The organism is Micromonospora sp. NPDC049101, assembly GCF_040648675.1.
GTDB lineage: Bacteria > Actinomycetota > Actinomycetes > Mycobacteriales > Micromonosporaceae > Micromonospora.
On record NZ_JBEZED010000011.1, the window covers coordinates 45,611 to 63,962 of the forward strand.

16 protein-coding genes and 1 pseudogene are annotated in these 18,352 nt (G+C 72.7%); 7 read left to right on the plus strand and 10 right to left on the minus strand.

What is annotated here, in order from left to right; translation table 11 throughout:
- The first annotated feature begins 99 nt into the window (after positions 1-99).
- The gene (locus tag AB0B57_RS16965; protein ID WP_357070039.1) at positions 100-420 is read left to right on the plus strand and encodes a multidrug efflux SMR transporter; all 321 of its coding nucleotides are present in this window, start codon (positions 100-102) and stop codon (positions 418-420) included.
- Positions 421-474: 54 nt separating this feature from the next.
- Here AB0B57_RS16965 and AB0B57_RS16970 read toward each other — a convergent pair whose 3' ends face one another.
- Complete coding sequence (locus AB0B57_RS16970; protein WP_357070041.1) at positions 475-1,839, minus strand: cellulase family glycosylhydrolase; 1,365 nt, start codon at positions 1,837-1,839, stop codon at positions 475-477.
- A gap of 378 nt (positions 1,840-2,217) precedes the next feature.
- Here AB0B57_RS16970 and AB0B57_RS16975 point away from each other — a divergent pair, with 378 nt between their 5' ends.
- Both AB0B57_RS16975 and AB0B57_RS16980 read left to right on the plus strand, forming a co-directional pair.
- Positions 2,218-3,180, plus strand: a complete 963-nt coding sequence (locus AB0B57_RS16975; protein ID WP_357070387.1) for a TIGR03557 family F420-dependent LLM class oxidoreductase — start codon at positions 2,218-2,220, stop codon at positions 3,178-3,180.
- A gap of 47 nt (positions 3,181-3,227) precedes the next feature.
- A complete protein-coding gene (locus tag AB0B57_RS16980) occupies positions 3,228-4,016 on the plus strand; it encodes an alpha/beta hydrolase (protein ID WP_357070043.1) in 789 nt (262 codons plus the stop codon).
- 149 nt (positions 4,017-4,165) lie between these two features.
- On the opposite strand, the gene AB0B57_RS16985 is transcribed toward AB0B57_RS16980, so the two are convergent.
- The 7 genes from AB0B57_RS16985 to AB0B57_RS17015 form a co-directional block, all read right to left on the minus strand.
- Positions 4,166-5,059: a hypothetical protein gene (locus AB0B57_RS16985; RefSeq protein WP_357070045.1), complete on the minus strand. Its 894-nt coding sequence runs from the start codon at positions 5,057-5,059 to the stop codon at positions 4,166-4,168.
- A 31-nt stretch (positions 5,060-5,090) separates the two neighbouring features.
- Positions 5,091-5,912 (minus strand): endonuclease/exonuclease/phosphatase family protein, encoded by an 822-nt coding sequence (locus AB0B57_RS16990; RefSeq protein WP_357070047.1) that lies wholly within the window; start codon positions 5,910-5,912, stop codon positions 5,091-5,093.
- Positions 5,913-5,921: 9 nt separating this feature from the next.
- Positions 5,922-7,412 carry a phosphatase PAP2 family protein gene (locus AB0B57_RS16995; RefSeq protein ID WP_357070049.1) on the minus strand — a complete coding sequence of 497 codons (1,491 nt, stop codon included), beginning with the start codon at positions 7,410-7,412 and terminating at the stop codon, positions 5,922-5,924.
- Positions 7,413-7,483: 71 nt separating this feature from the next.
- Complete coding sequence (locus AB0B57_RS17000; RefSeq protein WP_357070051.1) at positions 7,484-8,485, minus strand: YihY/virulence factor BrkB family protein; 1,002 nt, start codon at positions 8,483-8,485, stop codon at positions 7,484-7,486.
- The gene (locus AB0B57_RS17005; RefSeq protein ID WP_357070054.1) at positions 8,478-9,482 is read right to left on the minus strand and encodes a diacylglycerol kinase family protein; all 1,005 of its coding nucleotides are present in this window, start codon (positions 9,480-9,482) and stop codon (positions 8,478-8,480) included. The genes AB0B57_RS17000 and AB0B57_RS17005 overlap by 8 nt, the downstream gene beginning before the upstream one ends.
- A gap of 93 nt (positions 9,483-9,575) precedes the next feature.
- Positions 9,576-10,154: a Clp protease N-terminal domain-containing protein gene (locus tag AB0B57_RS17010; RefSeq protein ID WP_357070389.1), complete on the minus strand. Its 579-nt coding sequence runs from the start codon at positions 10,152-10,154 to the stop codon at positions 9,576-9,578.
- Entirely contained in the window at positions 10,154-10,390 is a 237-nt protein-coding gene (locus AB0B57_RS17015) for an HTH domain-containing protein (RefSeq protein ID WP_007457155.1), read from the minus strand. The genes AB0B57_RS17010 and AB0B57_RS17015 overlap by 1 nt, the downstream gene beginning before the upstream one ends.
- Positions 10,391-10,540: 150 nt before the next feature.
- Here AB0B57_RS17015 and AB0B57_RS17020 point away from each other — a divergent pair, with 150 nt between their 5' ends.
- Genes AB0B57_RS17020 through AB0B57_RS17030 form a run of 3 tightly spaced genes read left to right on the plus strand, consistent with a single transcriptional unit; the run spans position 10,541 to position 14,711 of the window.
- Positions 10,541-11,401: a universal stress protein gene (locus AB0B57_RS17020; protein ID WP_357070056.1), complete on the plus strand. Its 861-nt coding sequence runs from the start codon at positions 10,541-10,543 to the stop codon at positions 11,399-11,401.
- A 60-nt stretch (positions 11,402-11,461) separates the two neighbouring features.
- Entirely contained in the window at positions 11,462-13,855 is a 2,394-nt protein-coding gene (locus tag AB0B57_RS17025) for a phosphoketolase family protein (RefSeq protein ID WP_357070058.1), read from the plus strand.
- 10 nt (positions 13,856-13,865) lie between these two features.
- Positions 13,866-14,711: a universal stress protein gene (locus tag AB0B57_RS17030; protein ID WP_357070060.1), complete on the plus strand. Its 846-nt coding sequence runs from the start codon at positions 13,866-13,868 to the stop codon at positions 14,709-14,711.
- Positions 14,712-14,760: 49 nt separating this feature from the next.
- Here the strand turns inward: AB0B57_RS17030 and AB0B57_RS17035 are convergent, their stop codons facing one another.
- Together AB0B57_RS17035 and AB0B57_RS17040 are read right to left on the minus strand one after the other, a co-directional pair.
- Positions 14,761-15,276, minus strand: a complete 516-nt coding sequence (locus AB0B57_RS17035) for a hemerythrin domain-containing protein (protein ID WP_357070391.1) — start codon at positions 15,274-15,276, stop codon at positions 14,761-14,763.
- A pseudogene (locus AB0B57_RS17040) lies at positions 15,250-17,106 on the minus strand (heavy metal translocating P-type ATPase); the annotation flags it as partial. The gene AB0B57_RS17035 and the pseudogene AB0B57_RS17040, both read right to left, overlap by 27 nt.
- Positions 17,107-17,310: 204 nt before the next feature.
- Between AB0B57_RS17040 and AB0B57_RS17045 the strand changes: the two are divergent.
- Positions 17,311-18,321 carry a nitroreductase gene (locus AB0B57_RS17045; RefSeq protein WP_357070062.1) on the plus strand — a complete coding sequence of 337 codons (1,011 nt, stop codon included), beginning with the start codon at positions 17,311-17,313 and terminating at the stop codon, positions 18,319-18,321.
- The last annotated feature ends 31 nt before the right edge of the window (positions 18,322-18,352 follow it).

The window sequence follows — 18,352 nt, forward strand, 5'->3', positions numbered from 1 at the left end:
CTGGCAATCTTGGACACTTTCCGTCAGCGCGGAACGGAAAGTGTCCAAGATCTACCCGGCCCGACGCATTCATAGCTCATCGACGACCAGGGGGAACACATGGCGTACGTGCTGCTGGGGATCGCCATCCTCGCCGAGGTGCTGGCGACCAGCCTGATCAAGAGCACCGCCGGGTTCAGCCGTCTCTGGCCGACGCTGGGTTGCCTCGCCGGGTACGCGCTGGCGTTCCTCCTGTTGGCCCAGGCCGTGAAGGAGATACCGGTCGGTGTCGCCTACGCCCTCTGGTCCGGTCTGGGGACCGCGGCGATCGTGGCGATCGGCGCGGTGTTCCTGGGCGAGTCGGTCGGGCTGGTCAAGCTCGCCGGCATCGCTCTGATCATCGCGGGGGTGGTCATCGTGAACCTGACCGGGGAGCACTGACCGCAGCCGGGCGCGGTGGCCGGCCCCGGTGCGGGCCCGGCCACCTGGCGTCGGTCAGCCTGCCGTACAGCTCACCTCCGGTTTGGGGTTGCTGCCGGTCCAGCCGCCCAGGAATCCGAAGCTGACGCTGGCACCGGCGGCCAACCGGCCGTTGTAGTCCAGGTTGCGCGCGGTCACCGCCGCCCCGCTGCTGGTCAGGGCGGCGTTCCAGGACTGGGTGACGCTCTGACCGTTGGCGAGGGTCCAACGGGTGGTCCACCCGGTGACCGCCGCGCCGCCCGCGGTTACCCGTACCTCGCCCTGGAAACCGCCCTGCCACTGGTTGGTCACCGTGTAGGTCGCCGTGCAACCCCCCGCGGGCGGGGGCGTGGTCGGTGGCGGCGTGGTCGGAGGGGGCGTGGTGGGCGGGGGCGTCGTGGTCGGCGGCGGGGTGCCGCCGAAGACGCTGGCCTCCCGGGCGGTCTGCCGGATGCCGTTGGCGCCATTGAAGAGCCGCTGACCCCAGGTGGTCAGGTTGGCCGGGTTGAAGGTGGTGGCGAGGTCGAGATATTCCACGCCGCCGCCGTTGCCGCTCCACGACCAGCCCAGCCAGCCGATCCCGTTGGCCTGGCTGTAGGCGAGGATGGTGTCCTCGTCCGGGTCCCCGTCGGAGTGGTTGAAGCCGAACTCACCGACCACGATGGGCAGCCCCGCGGCGCGGAAACGACCCAGGTAGTCGCTGATCTCGGCGGCGGTGTCGAACACGCCGTACATGTGGATGGAGAAGACGGTGTTGCGGGCCGGGTCGGCGGCGAAGACCGACGCGGCGTTGTCCCGCATGGTGAAGGACCAGTCCTGACCCCAGTTCGGCGCGTCCACCATGATCGTGTGGGTGAACCCGCCGGCGCGGAGGCGTTTGATCGCGTTGGCGTTGTCGGTGGCCCAGGAGCCGTAGTTCTGGTTGCCGTACGGCTCGTTGCCGATGTTGACGATGACGTACCGTTCCTGGCCGACGAGAACGTCGGCGAGGCTGAGCCAGTAGTCGACGGCCCGGTCCAGGGTGATGGCCCCAGCCTGCTCGCCGTACCCGGTGGTGTCGTGTACCTCGAGCACACAGATCAGCCGGTTGGCCTTGCAGACCGAGATGACGTTGGCGACGTCGGCGTTGGTGTTGCGGGTCCACCGGTCGCCGCTGGCGAGCACCACCCGCACGGTGTTCGCACCGAGCGCCTTGACGTCGGCGAACGAGCTGGTCTGCTGCGGATACCAGGTGTGCGCGTGGTTGACGCCCCGCATGATGAATTCGGTGCCGTTAGCGTCGTACAACGTGCCGCCCGCGACGGAGAAACCAGCCGCGGCGTGCGCCGGCTGGCCGATCGCCAGGACGGCGACGAGCAACGCGAGCAGGGCCGCGCCGGCGGCGGTGAGTCGAGTCTTCATGGCCTTCCCTCAGGGGGGACCCCCGGTGCCCGACAGGGGTGGGACGTGACAGGGGGTTGCGGCTGCAGCCCGGCAGCCGCGCCCGACCCCCGGCGCGCACGCATCAGCGTAGGGCGATGGATTGGCCCTCGCAACCGGTTCAGTTGACACGCCCGAGCTCCGGACAGCCGCAACGGCCCGCGCGGACACGGGCCGTTGCGGGGCGGTCATCCCCACCACAAGGATGTGCGCCACCTCCGGCTCTTAACCGGTTAAGACCGACGGTAGGCAGGTCACCGTCATCCGTCAAGCAATGCCTTCCGCGAATCGGACGGGAGGGTTGACCCGGGCCGAACGGGGTATCCCGGGAACGATCAGTCGGTGAAAGGGGAAACCAGGATGGTCAGCGTCGGCTACACCCTGATGGGCGAACAGGCCGGTCCCAAACAGTTGGTCGACCACGCGGTCCGCGCCGAGGCCGCCGGCTTCGACCAGCTGGTGATGTCCGACCACTACTATCCCTGGCTGGACTCGCAGGGCCACTCCCCGTACGCCTGGTCGGTGCTCGGCGCGGTCGCCCATGCCACCTCCCGCGCCCAGTTGATGTCGTTCGTGACCTGCCCGATCCGCCGTTACCACCCGGCCGTGGTCGCGCAGAAGGCCAGCACCATCGGGGCGCTCTCGGACGGCCGGTTCACCCTCGGCCTGGGTGCCGGGGAGAACCTCAACGAACACGTGGTCGGTGGCTGGCCACACGTGCAGCAGCGGCACGAGATGTTCGAGGAGGCGTTGCAGATCATCCGGCCGCTGCTCAACGGGGAGACGCTGACGTTCTCCGGCAATCACTTCGACGTGCCCGACGCGTACATCTGGGACCGCCCGCAACGGCCGGTGCCGATGGCCGTCGCCGCGTCCGGCCGGCAGTCCGCGACGCTGGCCGCCGAGTACGGCAACGGCATCATCTCCACCGAGCCCGACCGGCAGATCATCGAGATGTACGACGACGCCGGTGGCGCGGGCCAGCCCCGCTACGGGCAGGTGGCCATCTGCTACGGCCCCGACGAGGCGGAGTGCCGCAAGATCGTGCACGACCAGTTCCGCTGGTTCGGCATGGGTTGGAAGGTCAACGCCGACCTGCCCGGCCCGGAGTCCTTCGCCGCCGCCACCCAGTTCGTCCGGGAGGAGGACGTCGCCGAGGGCGTCCCCTGTGGCCCGGACGTCGACGCGCACGTCGAGGCGTTCCGCAGGTTCGTCGACGCCGGCTTCACCCACGTGGCGATCATCCAGGTCGGCGGGGAGAGCCAGCCGATGTTCCTGGACTGGGCGCAGGAGCAGTTGCTGCCCCGGCTGCGGGCGTTGTGAGGCCGAGGCCCGGCGGCCGCTTCGGCCCGGCGCAGCTGCGGCTCGCCATGGCCGCGCCCCGGCCGGCCGCCGGGCTGACCAGCGAGTGGCGGCTCGTCGACGGGCTGCGCACCCACACCCGGCGCAGCACGGGCCCGCAGGTCGGGGCGCCGCCCGTGGTGCTGGTGCACGGCCTGGCCGTCTCGCACCGCTACCTCACCCCGCTGGCCGTCGCGCTGTCCGCCACCCATCCGGTGTACGTGCCGGACCTGCCCGGCTTCGGGCTGACCGAACACCCGGTGGGCGCGTACGACGTCCGCGGGCACGCCGAACACCTGGCCGCCTGGCTGGCCGCGTACCGGCTGCCGCCGGTCTGCCTGCTCGGGCACTCGTTCGGTGCCGAGGTGGCCGCCTCGCTCGCCGCGAACCACCCGGACGCGGTACGCGCCCTGGTGCTGGCCGGGCCGACCAGCGATCCGGCGGCCCGGTCCCGTCGGGCCCAGTTCGGCAGGTGGCTGCTGGACACCCTGGGCGAGGCGCCGCTACAGGCGCCGGTGCTGGGCCGGGACATCTGGAACGCCCGGCCGTGGCGGGTCCTCGCGACGCTGTCGCACTCGGTACGCAACGCGATCGAGGCGGATCTGGTCCGGATCACCGCGCCGACCCTGATACTGGCCGGGGGGCGCGACCCGATCGCGCCGGCACGGTGGCGGGACCAGGTGACCCGGCTGGTGCCGGAGGCGGACCTCGTGGTCGTGCCGGGCGGCCCGCACAACGTGGCGACGACCCAACCGGTGGCGGTCGCCGCCGCGATCCGTCATCTGCTCGCTCCCCGATCCGCGCTCACGGACAGGTGATCATCATGCGCTTCGGTAACACGGAGATCCGCCCACTCGGCGGTGGCGTCGGCTGCCTCCTGATGATCCTCTTCTCGATCGTCGCCTCGGTGGTGCTCACCGTGCTCCTCAACCTGCTGCTCTGAGGCGTACTCGCCTCGACGGCACGGTCAGCGACGCAGGCCCAGGGTGTTGAGCACCTCCCGGGAGACCAGCCGGGCCGGGTCGAGCACCGCCCGGCGGGTCCACCGGGCCGCGGGCACGACGGTGGCCCGCCAGGTCGCCCGGACGCCGCGCGCCACCGGTACGACAGTCACCGACAGGACCCATCGGGCTCCCCGCAGCAGCGGGTGCACGCCGTGCCGCCACACCCAGCGCAGCCCCTGCCCGAGCGGGCGCAGCAGCAGGCGGTAGAGCAGCCGCAGCACCCGTCCGGCCACCCACCACGCACCGACCACCGCGGCGACGAGCAGCCGGCCGAACCCCACGACGACCCACCGGATCCCCCGGCCCAACCCGGCGAGCGCGGCGTTCACCGCCCCGGCGAGCGCGCTGACGCCACGCCACAGCAGCCGGCCGGCCGGGGCGAGCGCCACGCCCAGCCAGCGCAGCGGCCGCAGGACCAGGTGGGCGAGCCACACCAGCGGAGACCAGATCAGCGTGCGGGCCACCCACGCGAGGCCCCGCCCCAGCCAGAGCAGCGGAAGCCAGACGAGGGTTCGGGCCGCCCAGCGCACCGGAACCCAGAGCAGGGTGCGGGCGCACCACACCAGCGGGAGCCAGAGCAGTCGGTGCAGCGCCCAGGCCAGCGGGGACAGCAGCCAGCGGCGCAGGAACCGGCCGGCGGGGGTGAGCAGGCTTCGGTACACCAGCCGGCCGGCAGCCGCGATCAGCTCCCAGAGCAGGCGTACCGGCAGCACCACGACCAACGCCACACCCCGCGCGACGGCCGCGACGAGCGGGAGCGCGACGGCGGCCGGTTCTGCCGTGTTCGCGGCCGGAGTGGCCGGGTGCCCGCTCGGCGGGCCGGGCAGCGGCGCGCGGGCCGGCAGGGGGTCGGTCACGGTGGGCACGGTAGCCGGCCCGTGCCAGGTCTCAGGTGTCGGTCGCGGCCGGGCCGAGGTCGAGCGTGGTCAGCAGCGGATAGTGGTCCGAGGCGGTGTCCGCCGTCGCGCCCCGGATGACCCGGCACTCCCGCGTCCGCCGCGCCACCGCGTGGGTGCCGAGCAGGTAGTCCAGTCGCATCCCGGCGAACTCGGCCCCACCGAGGCGGGTGGGCACGGTCAGGCCCTCGGCCTCGGCCGCCGCGGCGTTGACCGACGGCCAGAGGTCGACCAGGTCGGCGTCGAGCAGCCGGGCGATCGCGCGGGTGTCCACGTCGCCACCGCCCCGGCGCAGGTGTCGCCGCCGGTAGCGGGTCGGCATCCCGGCCAGCCGCTCGGTGTGGTCCACGCCCGGGTCGAGCGAGTTGAGGTCACCGGTGACGACCGTCAACGGGCCCCGGGCCCGCCGCACCGCCCGGACCAGCCAGTCGGCCTCCATCCGCCGCCGCCCACCGGAGTACGGGTAGAGGTGGGTGCCGAGCACGGTGAGCGGGCCCGCGGTGGTCGCCACCACGACGCGGACGGCGGCGTGGTGGAACGGCCGGCGCAGCGTCCCCGCGTCGAGGACCTGGTACGGCGGCCGGACCAGCACCGCCACCGGCTGCCCGAGGCAGGACCGGGCCAGGTGCGGCGTCATCCCCACCCGACCCGCCACGGTGGCCATCAGCCCGTCGCGGTCGAAGCCGCGCAGCTCCTGGAGGGCCAGCACGTCCGGCGCCTGCTCGTCGACGACCCGGACCACCTGATCCAGCCGATCGGCGCCGCCGCGATCCCGACCGCCGGTGCGGATGTTCCAGGTCAGCACCCGCAACACGGCGGGCGCTCAGTCGGCTCGGCCGGCCCGCGCCAGCTCGTCGTCGAGGGTGTCCACGTCCTCCGACTCGATGGCCGGTTGGTTGCCTTCCCTCAGGTCGGCGTTCGGGCGGATGACGAGGTAGAGCAGCCCGATCCAGAGCGCGGAGAGCAGGATCGCGCCCATGAAGTCGGTCGGGTGGTGCATCCCCCGGTACATCCGGGAGGTGGCGACCCCGACCGGCATGACCACGGCCAGCGCCACGAAGAGCCACCGCCACCACCTGTCGGTACGCGGGAACACGATGACGGTGATCGCCAGCCAGACGCAGATGGTGGCCGCGATGTGCCCGGACGGGAACGACGAGGTGGGCATCTGCCCGTCGAGGTTCTCCACCGGCGGGCGCGGTCGGTCGACGGCGCGGGCCGAGGCGAGGAACAGGGTCAACTCACCCACCATCGCCAACGCCAGGAAGAGCACCGGACGCCAGCGCCGCCAGACCGCCAGCACCAGTGGGCAGAACACCAGCGAGATGATCAGGATCGCGTGGGTGTCGCCGAACTTGCTCCACCACCAGCTCACGTCGGTCAACACGTCCGTGTGCCGCTCGGCGAACCAGCGCGGCACCTCGGTGTCGAGAGTGTCGAAGAGGGTGCCCTTGGCGTGGTAGCTGACGTACGTGCCAAAGGCGTACAGCGCCCCGAACACGAGCACCCAGCCGACCAGCAGCTCGGCCAGCGCCGAGCGGGGGTGGGCCAGCACGTGCTCCTCGGCCGGGGCGGCGGCGATGTCGTGCCCGGCCTCCGGCTCCAGGCCCTCGCTCAGCGACGGCACCGGTCGCCCACGCTCACGACGCCACAGCCGGAAGGCGTACGCGGTGACGCCCAACCAGGCCGCGCCGAGCAGCCAGCCGGCCAGCACATCCGAGATGTAGTGCACGCCCAACGCGATCCGGGTCAGGCCGATCACCGCCACCAGCACGCTGAAGCCGACGATCGCGGGCTTGCGCCAGCGCGGCGCCATGGCCGGCAGGAACACCAGCAGCAGGGCCCCGTACGCGACGATCGAACCCAGCGCGTGCCCGCTCGGGAAGCTGTTGCCCGGTGCGCTGGCGATCGGCACGTCCACCACCGGACGGAGTCGACCAACAAGCGTCTTCAGCGACGGGTCGAGGATCAGACCACCGACCCCGGTGACGATGAGGTAGACGGCCAGCCGTGGCTGTTTGCGGATCAGCAGCCCGACCACGGCGACGGTGACCAACCAGATGTAGATCGGTCGGCCGCCCAGGTCGGTCACCGCCTGCAGGACGGTGACCAGGGCGTGGTGCGGGGCGACGAGCCCGTTGAACCACTCGGCGACGGCGTGGTCGGCGTCCTGCAACGGGCTCCACCGCACCCGCACGAGCAGCAACAGCAGCCCGAAGGCCACCCCGGCGCCGGTGACGGCCGCCAGACCCGCGATGCTCCGCTCGGCGAAGTGACCGATCGGACGTCGCGCCATCTCCTTGACCGCGGTCACCCCGCACCTCCTTGTTCGGCTCTGGCGGGGCCGCTTTACCCGATCCGCGTTCGTCGTACACGCCGGTGCCGTTAGAGCGCCGACATGTCCCCGGTGTCGAGCAGCTCGACGCGGTCCGTGTCGGGCTCCCACAGGTCTGGTTGGGCCGGCTCCCGCACCCCGATGCGCAGCGCCTCCAGTTGGGCGGCGAAGGACAGCCCTCCGAAGAGCGCCATGCCGGTCAGGTTGGCCCAGAGCAGCAGCGCCATCATGCCGGTCAACGCGCCGTAGGTCTGCCCGAAACCGTCGCTGAAGCGCACGTACGCGGCGAGCAGCAGGCTGGCCAGCCACCACAGGACCGTGGCGATGCCGGCACCGAAGAACAACCAGGACAGGCCGGGCTGGTTGCGTCGTGGCGCGTGCCGGAACAGCACGGCGACGGCGAGGACGGTCAGCCCGAGGCTCAGGGGGAAGCGGACCACGTCCCAGATGCCGTTGGCGAACGCGCCCCACTCGTAGTGCTTGCGTACCGAGTCGCCCATCGCGCCACCACCGACCAGGATCAGGAAGCCGGCGAGCGCGGGCAGGCCGGCGGTGACGGCCAGCACCGCGGCGCGGAGGTACTTGCGCAGCGCGGGGCGGTCCCGTTCGACGCCGTAGATGCGGTTGGCCCCCCGTTCGATCTGGGCCATGGTGGTGGTCAGCGCGAACAGGCCGGTCAGCAGACCGAGGGTGAGTGCCAGCTCGCCCGCGTCCTCGACGCGTTCGCCCTCGCCCAGCAGCTCGCCGACCATCTGCGCGCTCTGGCCGGGGGTGAGCGCCAGGACGGTGTCGGCGACGACCTGACCGCCCTCCTCGACGCCCAGCTCGCTGATCAGGCCGGTGAGGGCGATCAGGAACGGCACCACGGCGAGGCAGAGTTGCAGGGCGAAGGCCCGGGAGTGGCTGAACCCGTCGCCGTAGCGGAACCGGATGAAGGCGTCCCGCAGCAGGTGCCAGGTGTTCTGCCGCCGCAGTGTGTGCCAGGCGTCGTCGGCGGACAGCTCCTCGTCGGCCATCAGCCGGGTCTCCGGCACGATCCGGGTGCTACTCACGGCGTGCTTCCTCGATCAGCTGCTCGCCCCGCTTCCCGGCGCTTCGCGCATCGTCGGCCAGGTCGGGGGCGTCCTCGGGTTGGGGGACGCAGAGCCAGAGCGCCTGGGGCCGGACTTCTGCCTCCAGTTGCCGGTCCGGGGAGATGAGGTCGCCGTCCAGCTGCCGGGGTTGAGCCCGGTTGCTGGTGATCACCACGCGTCGGGCCCGGAACACCTCCATCCGGGGCACCTGGCCGCTGCGGCGGATCACCGCCCAACCGAGCGCGAGCCAGTGCCGCAGGCTGCGCGGGGTGAGCACCGCGACGTCGAGCCAGCCGTCGTCCGGCTCGGCCTCGGTCAGCAGGGTGACGCCGCCCTGGAGTCGGCCCACGTTGGCGATCAGGACGGAGCGGGCCCGGCGGCGCAGCAGCGGGCGGTCGTCGATGCGGATCTGCACCCGCATCGGCCGGTCGCGCAGGTGCCGGGCGGCGCCCACCACGTACGCGGGCCAGCCGATGCGGGCCTTGGTGGTCTCGTTGGTGGCCTCGAGCATCTGGGCGTCGAAGCCCATGCCGGCCATGACTGTGAAGTATTTGTCCTCGACGGCGCCGACGTCGAGCAGTCGTCGGCCCCGCTCGACGGCGACCTGGAGCCCGGCGGCCAGGTCGGTGGAGAGGCCAAGGTTGGCGGCGAGCAGGTTGCCGGTGCCCTGCGGCAGCACGGCGAGGGCTACGTCGGTGCCGACAAGCCCGCTGACGCAGGACATCACGGTGCCGTCGCCGCCGCAGGCGAAGACCAGGTCGACGCCGGCCTTGACGGCCTGCTCGGTCTGACCGCGGCCCGGGTCGTCGACGGTGGTCTCGTACCACTGCGGCTCGGGCCAACCGGCGGCGGCGAGGGCGTCGTTCACGATTCGGCGCAGCTCGTCGAGATCGTCGACCTTCGTCGGGTTGACCACCACGGCGGAGCGCAGCCCACCGTCGCCACCCGAGGGCCGCCTGTCCTGTCCAGCATCCACGGCGTCAGTGTGCAGCACCGGGACGGCTTCAGCGACCCGGTGACCGGCCGGCGTCGGAAGTGCCACAGACAGGTTTCAACACGAGCCCACGCGTCAGGCCGCCGCCCGGAGCGCGGCCTCCACCCGGCGGCGCAGGTCGTCGAGGTCGATCCCCGATTCGGTGAGCACCAACGCGCCCAGCCCGTGGCCCTCCCGGAGCACCCCGAGCAGGATGTGCTCGGTGCCGATGTGCTTGTGGCGCAGGCGCAGCGCCTCGCGCAGGGACAACTCCAGCGCCTTCTTCGAGCGGGGCGAGAACGGCCCGCCGAGGTAGCGCTTTCGCCCCCACCGGCGGCGCGGTGCCGGCACGGCCTCCCGCAGCGCGTCCGGGCCGAAGGACTGCTCGATGCGGGCCACGATCGCGGCTAGGTCGATGCCGATCTCCCGCAGGGCCGCCGCGTCCGCGTCGCCGAGGCCGGCCCCGCCGCCCACGGTGTGCTGGCGGACGCGCTCGCGAAGGTCGTCGGCGCGTACGCCGGCGTCGGCGAGCACCCGGCTGGCCAGGCCCGCGTCGTCGTCGAGCAGGGCGAGCAGCAGGTGCTCGGTGCCGACCGGCCGTTGGCCCTCGGCCCGCGCCTCCTCCAGCGACCGTCGCACCACGCTGCGCGCCCGGTCGGTGAACCGTTCGAACATCACGCCTCCCAGGATGAGTTGACCGCCGGTCGTCCGGCGTGCTTCTTGTGCACCGCCTGCCGGCTGACCTCGAGCGCGTCGGCGATCTCCTGCCAGGACCAGCCCTGTCGACGGGCGTTGTCCACCTGGACCACCTCGAGCCGCTCGAGCAGCCGGCGCAGCGCGCGGACGGCGCGCAGCCCGACCCGGGGGTCGGTGCTGCCGGCTGCCGCCGCGAGTTCTGTCGCCTGACTCATGCCGTCAACATACGTTGACAGCACCACTCGCGTCAACCCCAGTTGACGTCTCCGGGAGTGCCGGAACCGGCCCATCACCGTGTCGCCCCGGCTACCCTCGGTCAGGGACAGCTTGGTCAGGCCGGGCGTGACGCCCGGGAGGTGATATCGATGGCCGCACCCGCCGACGCAGCGGTGCTGGTCGGCCTCGGCTCGATCCTCGACCTTCCGGTCGTCGAACAGGCCGCACAGGAAGCCGCCGGGCACGGTCGGCCACTGCACCTGCTGCACATGTTCGACTGGCAGGCGGCCTTCGCCGCGGACAGCGTCGCCGCGCCCCGCGACCGGGCCGAGGAGTTGCTCACCCGAGCCGCCCAACTCGCCCACCAGGTCGAGCCCGAGCTGACCGTGGGCAGCGAGATCATCGAGAGCGGCATGCTCGCCACCCTCATCCGCCGGTCGGAGACGGCCTTCCTGCTGGCCGTCGGCGACAGCGGCATGGCCGGCAGCGGCCAGTGCGTCCCGGCCGAGACGCCCGCCGTGCAGTTGGCCGCGCGGGCCGGTTGCCCCCTGCTGGTGGTCCGCCACGAGCCACCACCGCAGGGGCCGGTGCTGGTCGGGGTGGACGGCTCACCCAGCTCACACCTCGCCCTGCGGTGGGCCGTGGAGTGCGCGGCCCGCCGGGACGCCCGGCTGCTCGCGCTGCGGGTGGTGGAGCAGGACGAGGACGCCGACGCGGTCACCGAGCAACTCGTCGAGGCGGTGGCCCAGCACACCGGCCGCAACGGCTCGGTGCCCACCGAATGCCGGGTCGTTCGCGGCGACCCCGGTCAGGTCCTGATCGACACGTCCCGCACGTCGCAGGTGGCGCTTGTCGCCGCCCGCGGCGACGAACCGGGGCGAGCGATGCTGGGCGCGGTCGCCCAGTCCCTGCTCTACCACTCCCCCGCACCGGTGGTCGTCGTCCGTGGCCTGGCCGAGGCGCCGCTGACCGGGCCGGTCACCCCGACGGCACGGGACCAACGGCCCTGATCCCTGGCGTTCGCGGCGGCGAAGCCGCACGCCCCACTCCTACCCGCGAGAGGCAGCCTGATGGACACCGCTCTCGACGTGCACCGCGCCCTCACCGACGACGAGCTACGCCGGCTGGACGCCTACTGGCGCGCCGCGAACTACCTCACCGTCGGGCAGATCTACCTGTTGGGCAACCCGCTGCTGCGGGAGCCGCTGACCCGCGACGACATCAAGCCCCGGCTGCTCGGGCACTGGGGCACCAGCCCCGGGCTCAACCTCGTCTACACCCACCTCAACCGGGTGATCGTGGCGCGTGACCTCAACGCCATGCTGGTCACCGGCCCCGGGCACGGCGGCCCGGCCATCGTGGCCAACACCTGGCTGGAGGGCACCTGGTCGGAGCGCTACCACGACGTGGCACGCGACGAGGCCGGGATGGCCAAGCTGTTCCGCCAGTTCTCCTTCCCCGGTGGCATCCCCAGCCACGTCGCGTCGGACGTGCCGGGCTCGATCCACGAGGGCGGCGAGCTGGGGTACGCGTTGAGCCACGCCTACGGCGCCGCGTTCGACGACCCGGATCTCGTGGTGGCCTGCGTGGTCGGCGACGGTGAGGCGGAGACCGGACCACTGGCCGGCAGTTGGCTCTCCAACGTGTTCCTCAACCCCGCACGCGACGGCGCGGTGCTGCCCATCCTGCACCTCAACGGCTACAAGATCGCCAACCCGACGGTGCTGTCCCGGATCCCCGAGACCGACCTGCTCGACCTCATGCGCGGTTCGGGCTACCAGCCGTACGTGGTGGCCGGCGACGACCCCGCCGTGGTGCACCGCACGCTCGCCGCGACGATGGACCGCGCGCTGGACGAGATCGCCGAGATCCAGCGGCGGGCCCGTTCCGGAGGCGCCGCCGAGCGCCGCCGCTGGCCGATGATCATCCTGCGGACGCCGAAGGGCTGGACCGGCCCGAGCGAGGTCGACGGCGTCCAGGTGGAGGGCACGTACCGCGCCCATCAGGTGCCACTGTCGGGGGTACGCGACAACCCGGCGCACCTGGCCGAGCTGGAGCGGTGGCTGCGCAGCTACCGGCCCGAGGAGCTGTTCGACGCCACCGGCGCGCCGGTGGACGAGCTGCGGGCGTTGCCGCCGCACGGGGACCGGCGGATGAGCGCCAACCCGGTCACCAACGGTGGTGTGGTGCTGCGCGACCTGGCCCTGCCCGACTTTCGCGACTACGGCGTGGACGTCCCCGAACCGGGCAAGCCGATGGCCGGTGCGACAGGGGTGCTCGGCCCGTGGCTCCGCGACGTCATCAGCGCCAACCCGGAGACGTTCCGACTGTTCGGCCCGGACGAGGTCGCCTCCAACCGGCTGGGCGCCGCGTTCGAGGTGACCGGGCGGGCGTGGGTGGCGGCCACCGTCGCCGGCGACGACCACCTCTCCCCCGACGGCCGGGTCATGGAGGTGCTCTCCGAGCACCTGTGCCAGGGTTGGCTGGAGGGCTACCTCCTCACCGGCCGGCATGGCGTCTTCACCAGCTACGAGGCGTTCATCCACATCGTCGACTCGATGCTCAACCAGCACGCCAAGTGGCTGAAGGTGACCCGGGCCATCCCCTGGCGGCAACCGATCGCCTCGCTGAACTACCTGCTGTCCAGCCACGTCTGGCGTCAGGACCACAACGGCTTCTCCCACCAGGACCCGGGCTTCATCGACCACGTGGTCAACAAGAAGGCCGAGGTGGTACGGGTCTACCTGCCGCCGGACGCCAACACCCTGCTCGCCACCATGGACCACTGCCTGCGCAGCCGGCACTACATCAACGTGGTGGTCGCCGGTAAGCAGTCGGCACCGAGTTGGCTGACGATGACCGAGGCGATCCAGCACACCCGGCGTGGCCTGGGCATCTGGGAGTGGGCCAGCAACGACGAGGGCACCGAGCCGGACGTGGTGCTCGCCTGCTGCGGCGACGTGCCCACCCTGGAGACGTTGGCCGCCGTCGAGCTGCTCCGCCAGAACCTCCCCGAGTTGAAGGTGCGCCTGGTCAACGTGGTCGACCTGATGCGCCTGCAGACGGACACCGAGCACCCGCACGGCCTGACCGACAACGAGTTCGACACCATCTTCACGGCGGACCGGCCGGTCATCTTCGCGTACCACGGTTATCCCTGGTTGATCCACCGACTCACCTACCGCCGCAGCAACCATGACAACCTGCACGTACGCGGTTACAAGGAGGAAGGGACCACCACCACCCCGTTCGACATGGTGATGCTCAACGACCTGGACCGTTTCCACCTGGTCATCGACGTCATCGACCGAGTGCCCGGCCTGGGGGCCCGCGCCGCGCACCTGCGCCAGCGGATGGTCGACGCCCGGCAGGCCGCCCGCGACTACACCCGCCGGTACGGCGAGGACGATCCCGCGGTCGCCGAGTGGCGCTGGGTCCGTGCGACCGACCCGACGAACCCCTGAGGAGGACGACGTGCGCGACGCGGAGATCCTGGTCGGCTTCGACGGCTCCACCGACGCCTCGGTGGCGGTGGACTGGGCGCTGGAGGAGGCACGGCACAGCGGCCGACCGGTGCGACTGGCGTACGTCTTCGAATGGCTGACCGTGGCCGGCTGGGTCGGTCCGGGCCTGGCGCCCGGGGTCTGGCCGGACGAGACCGTCCGCCGGCAGGTCGAGGACCTGGTGCGCAAGGCCGCGGCGAACGCCGCCGCCACCCACCCCGAGCTGCGGATCACCGGCGAGGTGTACGACGGGCCACCCGCGCTGGTGTTGCAGGAACGCTCGGCCGAGGCCGGGATGCTGGTGCTCGGCAGCCGAGGCCACGGCGGTTTCGGGGGGCTGCTGGCCGGGTCCACGGCCGTGTCGGTCGCCGCGCACGCGCACTGCCCGGTCGTGGTGGTCCGCGACGGCACGGCCGGCCGACCGGACGGCCCGGTGGCGGTCGGGGTGGACGGTTCGGCGCCGTCGCTGGTGGCGCTCGGTTTCGCCGCCGAACGGGCGGCACGGCGGCAAATGCCGCTGCGCGTGCTGCACGCTTGGACACCGGGCCCCGGTGGGGCGGCGGGGGTGCCCGACGAGCGGGCCGCCGTGGAGCAGGCACTGGAACCGTGGCGACGGACGTTTCCCGAGCTGAGCGTCACCGTCGACGTGATCCCAGGCAGCCCGGCGGCGATGCTGATCGAGGCGAGCCGGTCCGCGCAGGCGGTGGTGGTGGGCAGCCGGGGTCGGGGCGGACTGGCCGGGATGCTGCTCGGCTCGGTCAGCCAGCAGGTGATCCAGCACGCCAGCTGTCCGGTCGCCGTGGTCCGCGAACGCTGACATCCGCCGGGCGGGGCCGCACCCGTGTACGCGGCGGCCTGACCCGGGGTCACCGCTGCGCGGTCGCCGGGTCGGATGGGTCGAGGGAGAAGAACTCCTCCTCTTCCTGTGCCAGGTGCAGACGCAGCACGGCGTCCAACCCGTAGAGGGTGGCCAGCAGGTCGGGCACCTGGTCGGGGCGCGGCCAGCCGGCGGCGGCCTGGGCGATGTGGGCGCCGAGCAGGTCCACCTGGCGGCGGATCTCCACGTGTGCCCGACTCATCGTCGACGTCGCCTCCTCGCTGCCCAGCGGGGCGGCCAGTGCGGGGTAGAGCTGTCGCTCCTCGGCAGTCTCGTGCGGCAGCACACGTTCGGTCAACCGGCGGTGCGTCTCGCGTACCGCTGGCAGGCATCTCGGCGATGCCGGGTCGGTGGCGACCAGGTCGGCGGTGTCCCGCAACCCGGCCAGCACGTCGCGGACCGCCTGGTGTTCCGCCGCGTAGTGGGCGAGCAACTCCCGGGTACGCGGCGGGACGTGGCGCCGGCGCAGCCCACCACCCAGTGCCCGCAGCGCGTTGAGGATCACCAGCACGTCGATGCCCTCCTGGAGGAACGCGCCAGCGACCGGGGGCAGCCGACCGACCGCCGCCACGACCATCGCCAGCACCGCCAAGCCCATCCCGACGGTGGCGCTCTGCACGGCGATCCGCCGGGCGTACCGGGCGATCTCCACCGCGTCGGCGAGCCGGTCCAGTCGGTCCACGGCGAGCACCGCGTCCGCCACGTCCGCCGAGGCGCTCGCGCCGGTGGCACCCATCGCCACGCCCACGTGCGCCTCGGCCAGCGCAGGAGCGTCGTTGACCCCGTCGCCGACCATCACGGTGACCGCCCGGTCGGCCTCCGCCCGAACCCTGCTCACCTTCTCCTGTGGCGTGCAGCGGGCAAGCACGTCGTCCACCCCGACCATCGCCGCGACCTGCGCGGCGGTGGTCGGTTGGTCTCCTGTGACCAGCACGATCCGCCGCAGCCCCGCCGCACGCAGCCGGCGTACGGTCCGGCGAGCGTCGGGGCGCACCGGATCCTCCAGCAGAATCACGCCGAGCGGTCCACCCTCGTCGCTGACCCACACCGCGGACCAGCCGGCCAGCTCGGTGCGGGCCCGCGCCCGGTCCGCCCACTCGGGCAGCTTCCCGCTGACCTGACCGACCCGCACCAGTCGGCCGTCGACCCGGCCGCTCACCCCCCGTCCCGGTTCCTCGCTGACGCCAGTCGGCTCGGTCAGTGTCAGCCCTCGATCGCGAGCCTGCCGGACCAGCGCGGTGGCCAGCACGTGCGGAGACAACTGTTCCACCGAGGCGGCGAGGCGCAACACCTCGTCACGATCACCACCCGGGGCGACGACCGTCTCGGCGGCGCGCGGGCGGCCGGCGGTCAGCGTGCCGGTCTTGTCCACCAGCAGTGTCCGGGCCCGACCGAGCAGCTCCAGCGAGCCGCCGTCGCGAACCAGGACCCCGCGCCGGGCCACCCGGGACAGGCCGGACACGATCGCGATCGGGGTGGCCAGCAGCAGCGGGCAGGGGGTGGCCACCACCAGCACCGCCACCGCCCGGACCACGTCGCCGGAGAGCAGCCAGCCCAACCCGGCCAGGGCCAGCGTGAACGGCACGAAAGCGGCGGCGTACCGGTCGGCCAGCCGCACCATCGGGGCCTTGCGGGCGGTCGCCTCCTGGGCCAGCCGGACGATCCCGGCGTACGTGCTCTGCGCCGCGTTCTTCCTCGCCCGCATGCCGAACCCCGCGCCGGCGTTGACCACACCGCTGGCCACCGCCTCCCCGGCGGCCCGCTGGACCAGCCGCGACTCCCCGGTCACCACCGACTCGTCAAGCGTGGCCGCCTCGTCGACGGTCCCGTCGACCGGCACCACGTCCCCCGGGCCGACCAGCAACCGGTCCGCCGCCGCCACCTGGTCCAGAGGCACCACCTCGATCGTGCCGTCGGGCTCACGCCGACGGGCGGTACGCGGAGCGCGCGCCAGCAACGCCCGCAGGTCGCGGGTCGCCCGGCGCTGCGCGTACGACTCCAACGACCGCCCCGTCGCCAGCATCACGGCGATGACCGCCCCGGCCAGGTATTCCCCGACGCCGAGCGCACCGGCCAGCGCCAGCACGGCGATCACGTCCACGCCGAAATGCCGGTGCGACAACGAGCGCAACATCGACCAGGCGGCCGGCAGCAGTGCGGCCACCGTGACGGCCGCCCAGATCAGATCGGCCGCATTCGGTCGGCCGGCTGTCCGCAGCGCCGCGCCGGCCAGCACCCCGAGGCCGATCCCGAACAGCGGTGCCCACGCCCACCACCGCCGGACGCCTCCACGGACCGGCTGCTCCGGTACGCACTCGCTCCGCTCGGCCCCCACCTGTGCATCGTCGCAGCCGGTGGGCGGCCAGCGGCCGGACACCGGGCGTTTCGCCAGGTGGACGGATGTCGGTGCGGTGTGCCGGCCCTGGTAGGCGGTCGTGACGGCCCGGCGGGATCGGGGCCTGCGGCCCCTGCGGGCGCGCCACGGGACAGCACAGGATGAGGCAACAACCCCAGACACAGCGACGCGCGGTACGGCACGATGAGCAGAGACGGAAAGGTCGTGACCATGAGTCAGAAAAGTCAGCTGACCACCGCGCTGGCGGAGGCCGCCGCCACCGCCGGCCACGCCCCCTCGGTGCACAACACCCAACCGTGGCGCTGGCAGGTGCTGCCCGACGCGTTGGAACTGCGCTCCGTCGCCGACCGGCAGCTCGCCGCCAGCGACCCCGAGGGGCGACTGCTCGCGATCAGCTGCGGCACCGCCCTGCACCACGCCCGGTTGGCGCTGGCCGCCGAGGGCTGGCGCGCCGTGGTGGAACGGCTGCCCGACCCGCACGACACGGAGCTGCTGGCCCGGCTGACCGACCTGAGCCACACCTCGGCCGACCCGGACGCCGTGCGCATGGTGCAGTGCATGCAGGTGCGGCACACCGACCGGCGACCGGTAAGCGACGAGCCGGTCGCACCCACGGCGATCGAGGAGATCACCCGCGCGGTCGGCGCCGAAGGCTGCCGGTTGCAGGTCCTCGACCGCGACCAGGTGCTGGAGTTGGCCGCCACCGCCGGGCACGCCGACACGGTCGAGGGCGATGATCCAGAGCTGCGCACCGAGCTGGCGTACTGGACCAGCCGGGCCGGCACGGGCACCGGCCTGCCGGCGGAGGTGCTGCCCGAGCAGCCTGCGCAAACCACCGTCCCGGGCCGCGACTTCGGCCGTCCCGGCAGCCTGCCGATGGGTCCCGGCCACGACCGCATGGCGGTGTACGCGATGCTGCACGGCGACGAGGACGAACGGGAAAGCTGGTTGCGTGCCGGCGAGGCACTTTCCGCCGGTTGGCTGACCGCCACCCGGCTCGGCGTGTCCGTGGTGCCACTCAGCGCGGTGGTGGAGGTGCCGGGCACCCGGCAGACCCTGCGGCAGTTGCTCTCCGGGATCGGCTTCCCGTACCTCGTGCTGCGGTTGGGCATCGCGGACCCGGCACACTCCGGCCCTCCGCATACGCCGCGGTTGACCACCGCGCAGGTGGTCGACACCTCCGCCATTCGTTGACGGGTCCGGCGACGAGCGGCACCCGTGACCG

Excerpts from the sequence above, each read along its gene's own strand:
- AB0B57_RS17045 (WP_357070062.1), top strand. The coding sequence starts at position 17,311 with ATGAGCAGAGACGGAAAGGTCGTGACCATGAGTCAGAAAAGTCAGCTG.
- AB0B57_RS17020 (WP_357070056.1), top strand. The coding sequence starts at position 10,541 with ATGGCCGCACCCGCCGACGCAGCGGTGCTGGTCGGCCTCGGCTCGATC.
- AB0B57_RS17025 (WP_357070058.1), top strand. The coding sequence starts at position 11,462 with ATGGACACCGCTCTCGACGTGCACCGCGCCCTCACCGACGACGAGCTA.
- AB0B57_RS16980 (WP_357070043.1), top strand. The coding sequence starts at position 3,228 with ATGGCCGCGCCCCGGCCGGCCGCCGGGCTGACCAGCGAGTGGCGGCTC.
- AB0B57_RS17015 (WP_007457155.1), bottom strand. The coding sequence starts at position 10,390 with ATGAGTCAGGCGACAGAACTCGCGGCGGCAGCCGGCAGCACCGACCCC.
- AB0B57_RS16975 (WP_357070387.1), top strand. The coding sequence starts at position 2,218 with ATGGTCAGCGTCGGCTACACCCTGATGGGCGAACAGGCCGGTCCCAAA.
- AB0B57_RS16965 (WP_357070039.1), top strand. The coding sequence starts at position 100 with ATGGCGTACGTGCTGCTGGGGATCGCCATCCTCGCCGAGGTGCTGGCG.
- AB0B57_RS16970 (WP_357070041.1), bottom strand. The coding sequence starts at position 1,839 with ATGAAGACTCGACTCACCGCCGCCGGCGCGGCCCTGCTCGCGTTGCTC.
- AB0B57_RS17010 (WP_357070389.1), bottom strand. The coding sequence starts at position 10,154 with ATGTTCGAACGGTTCACCGACCGGGCGCGCAGCGTGGTGCGACGGTCG.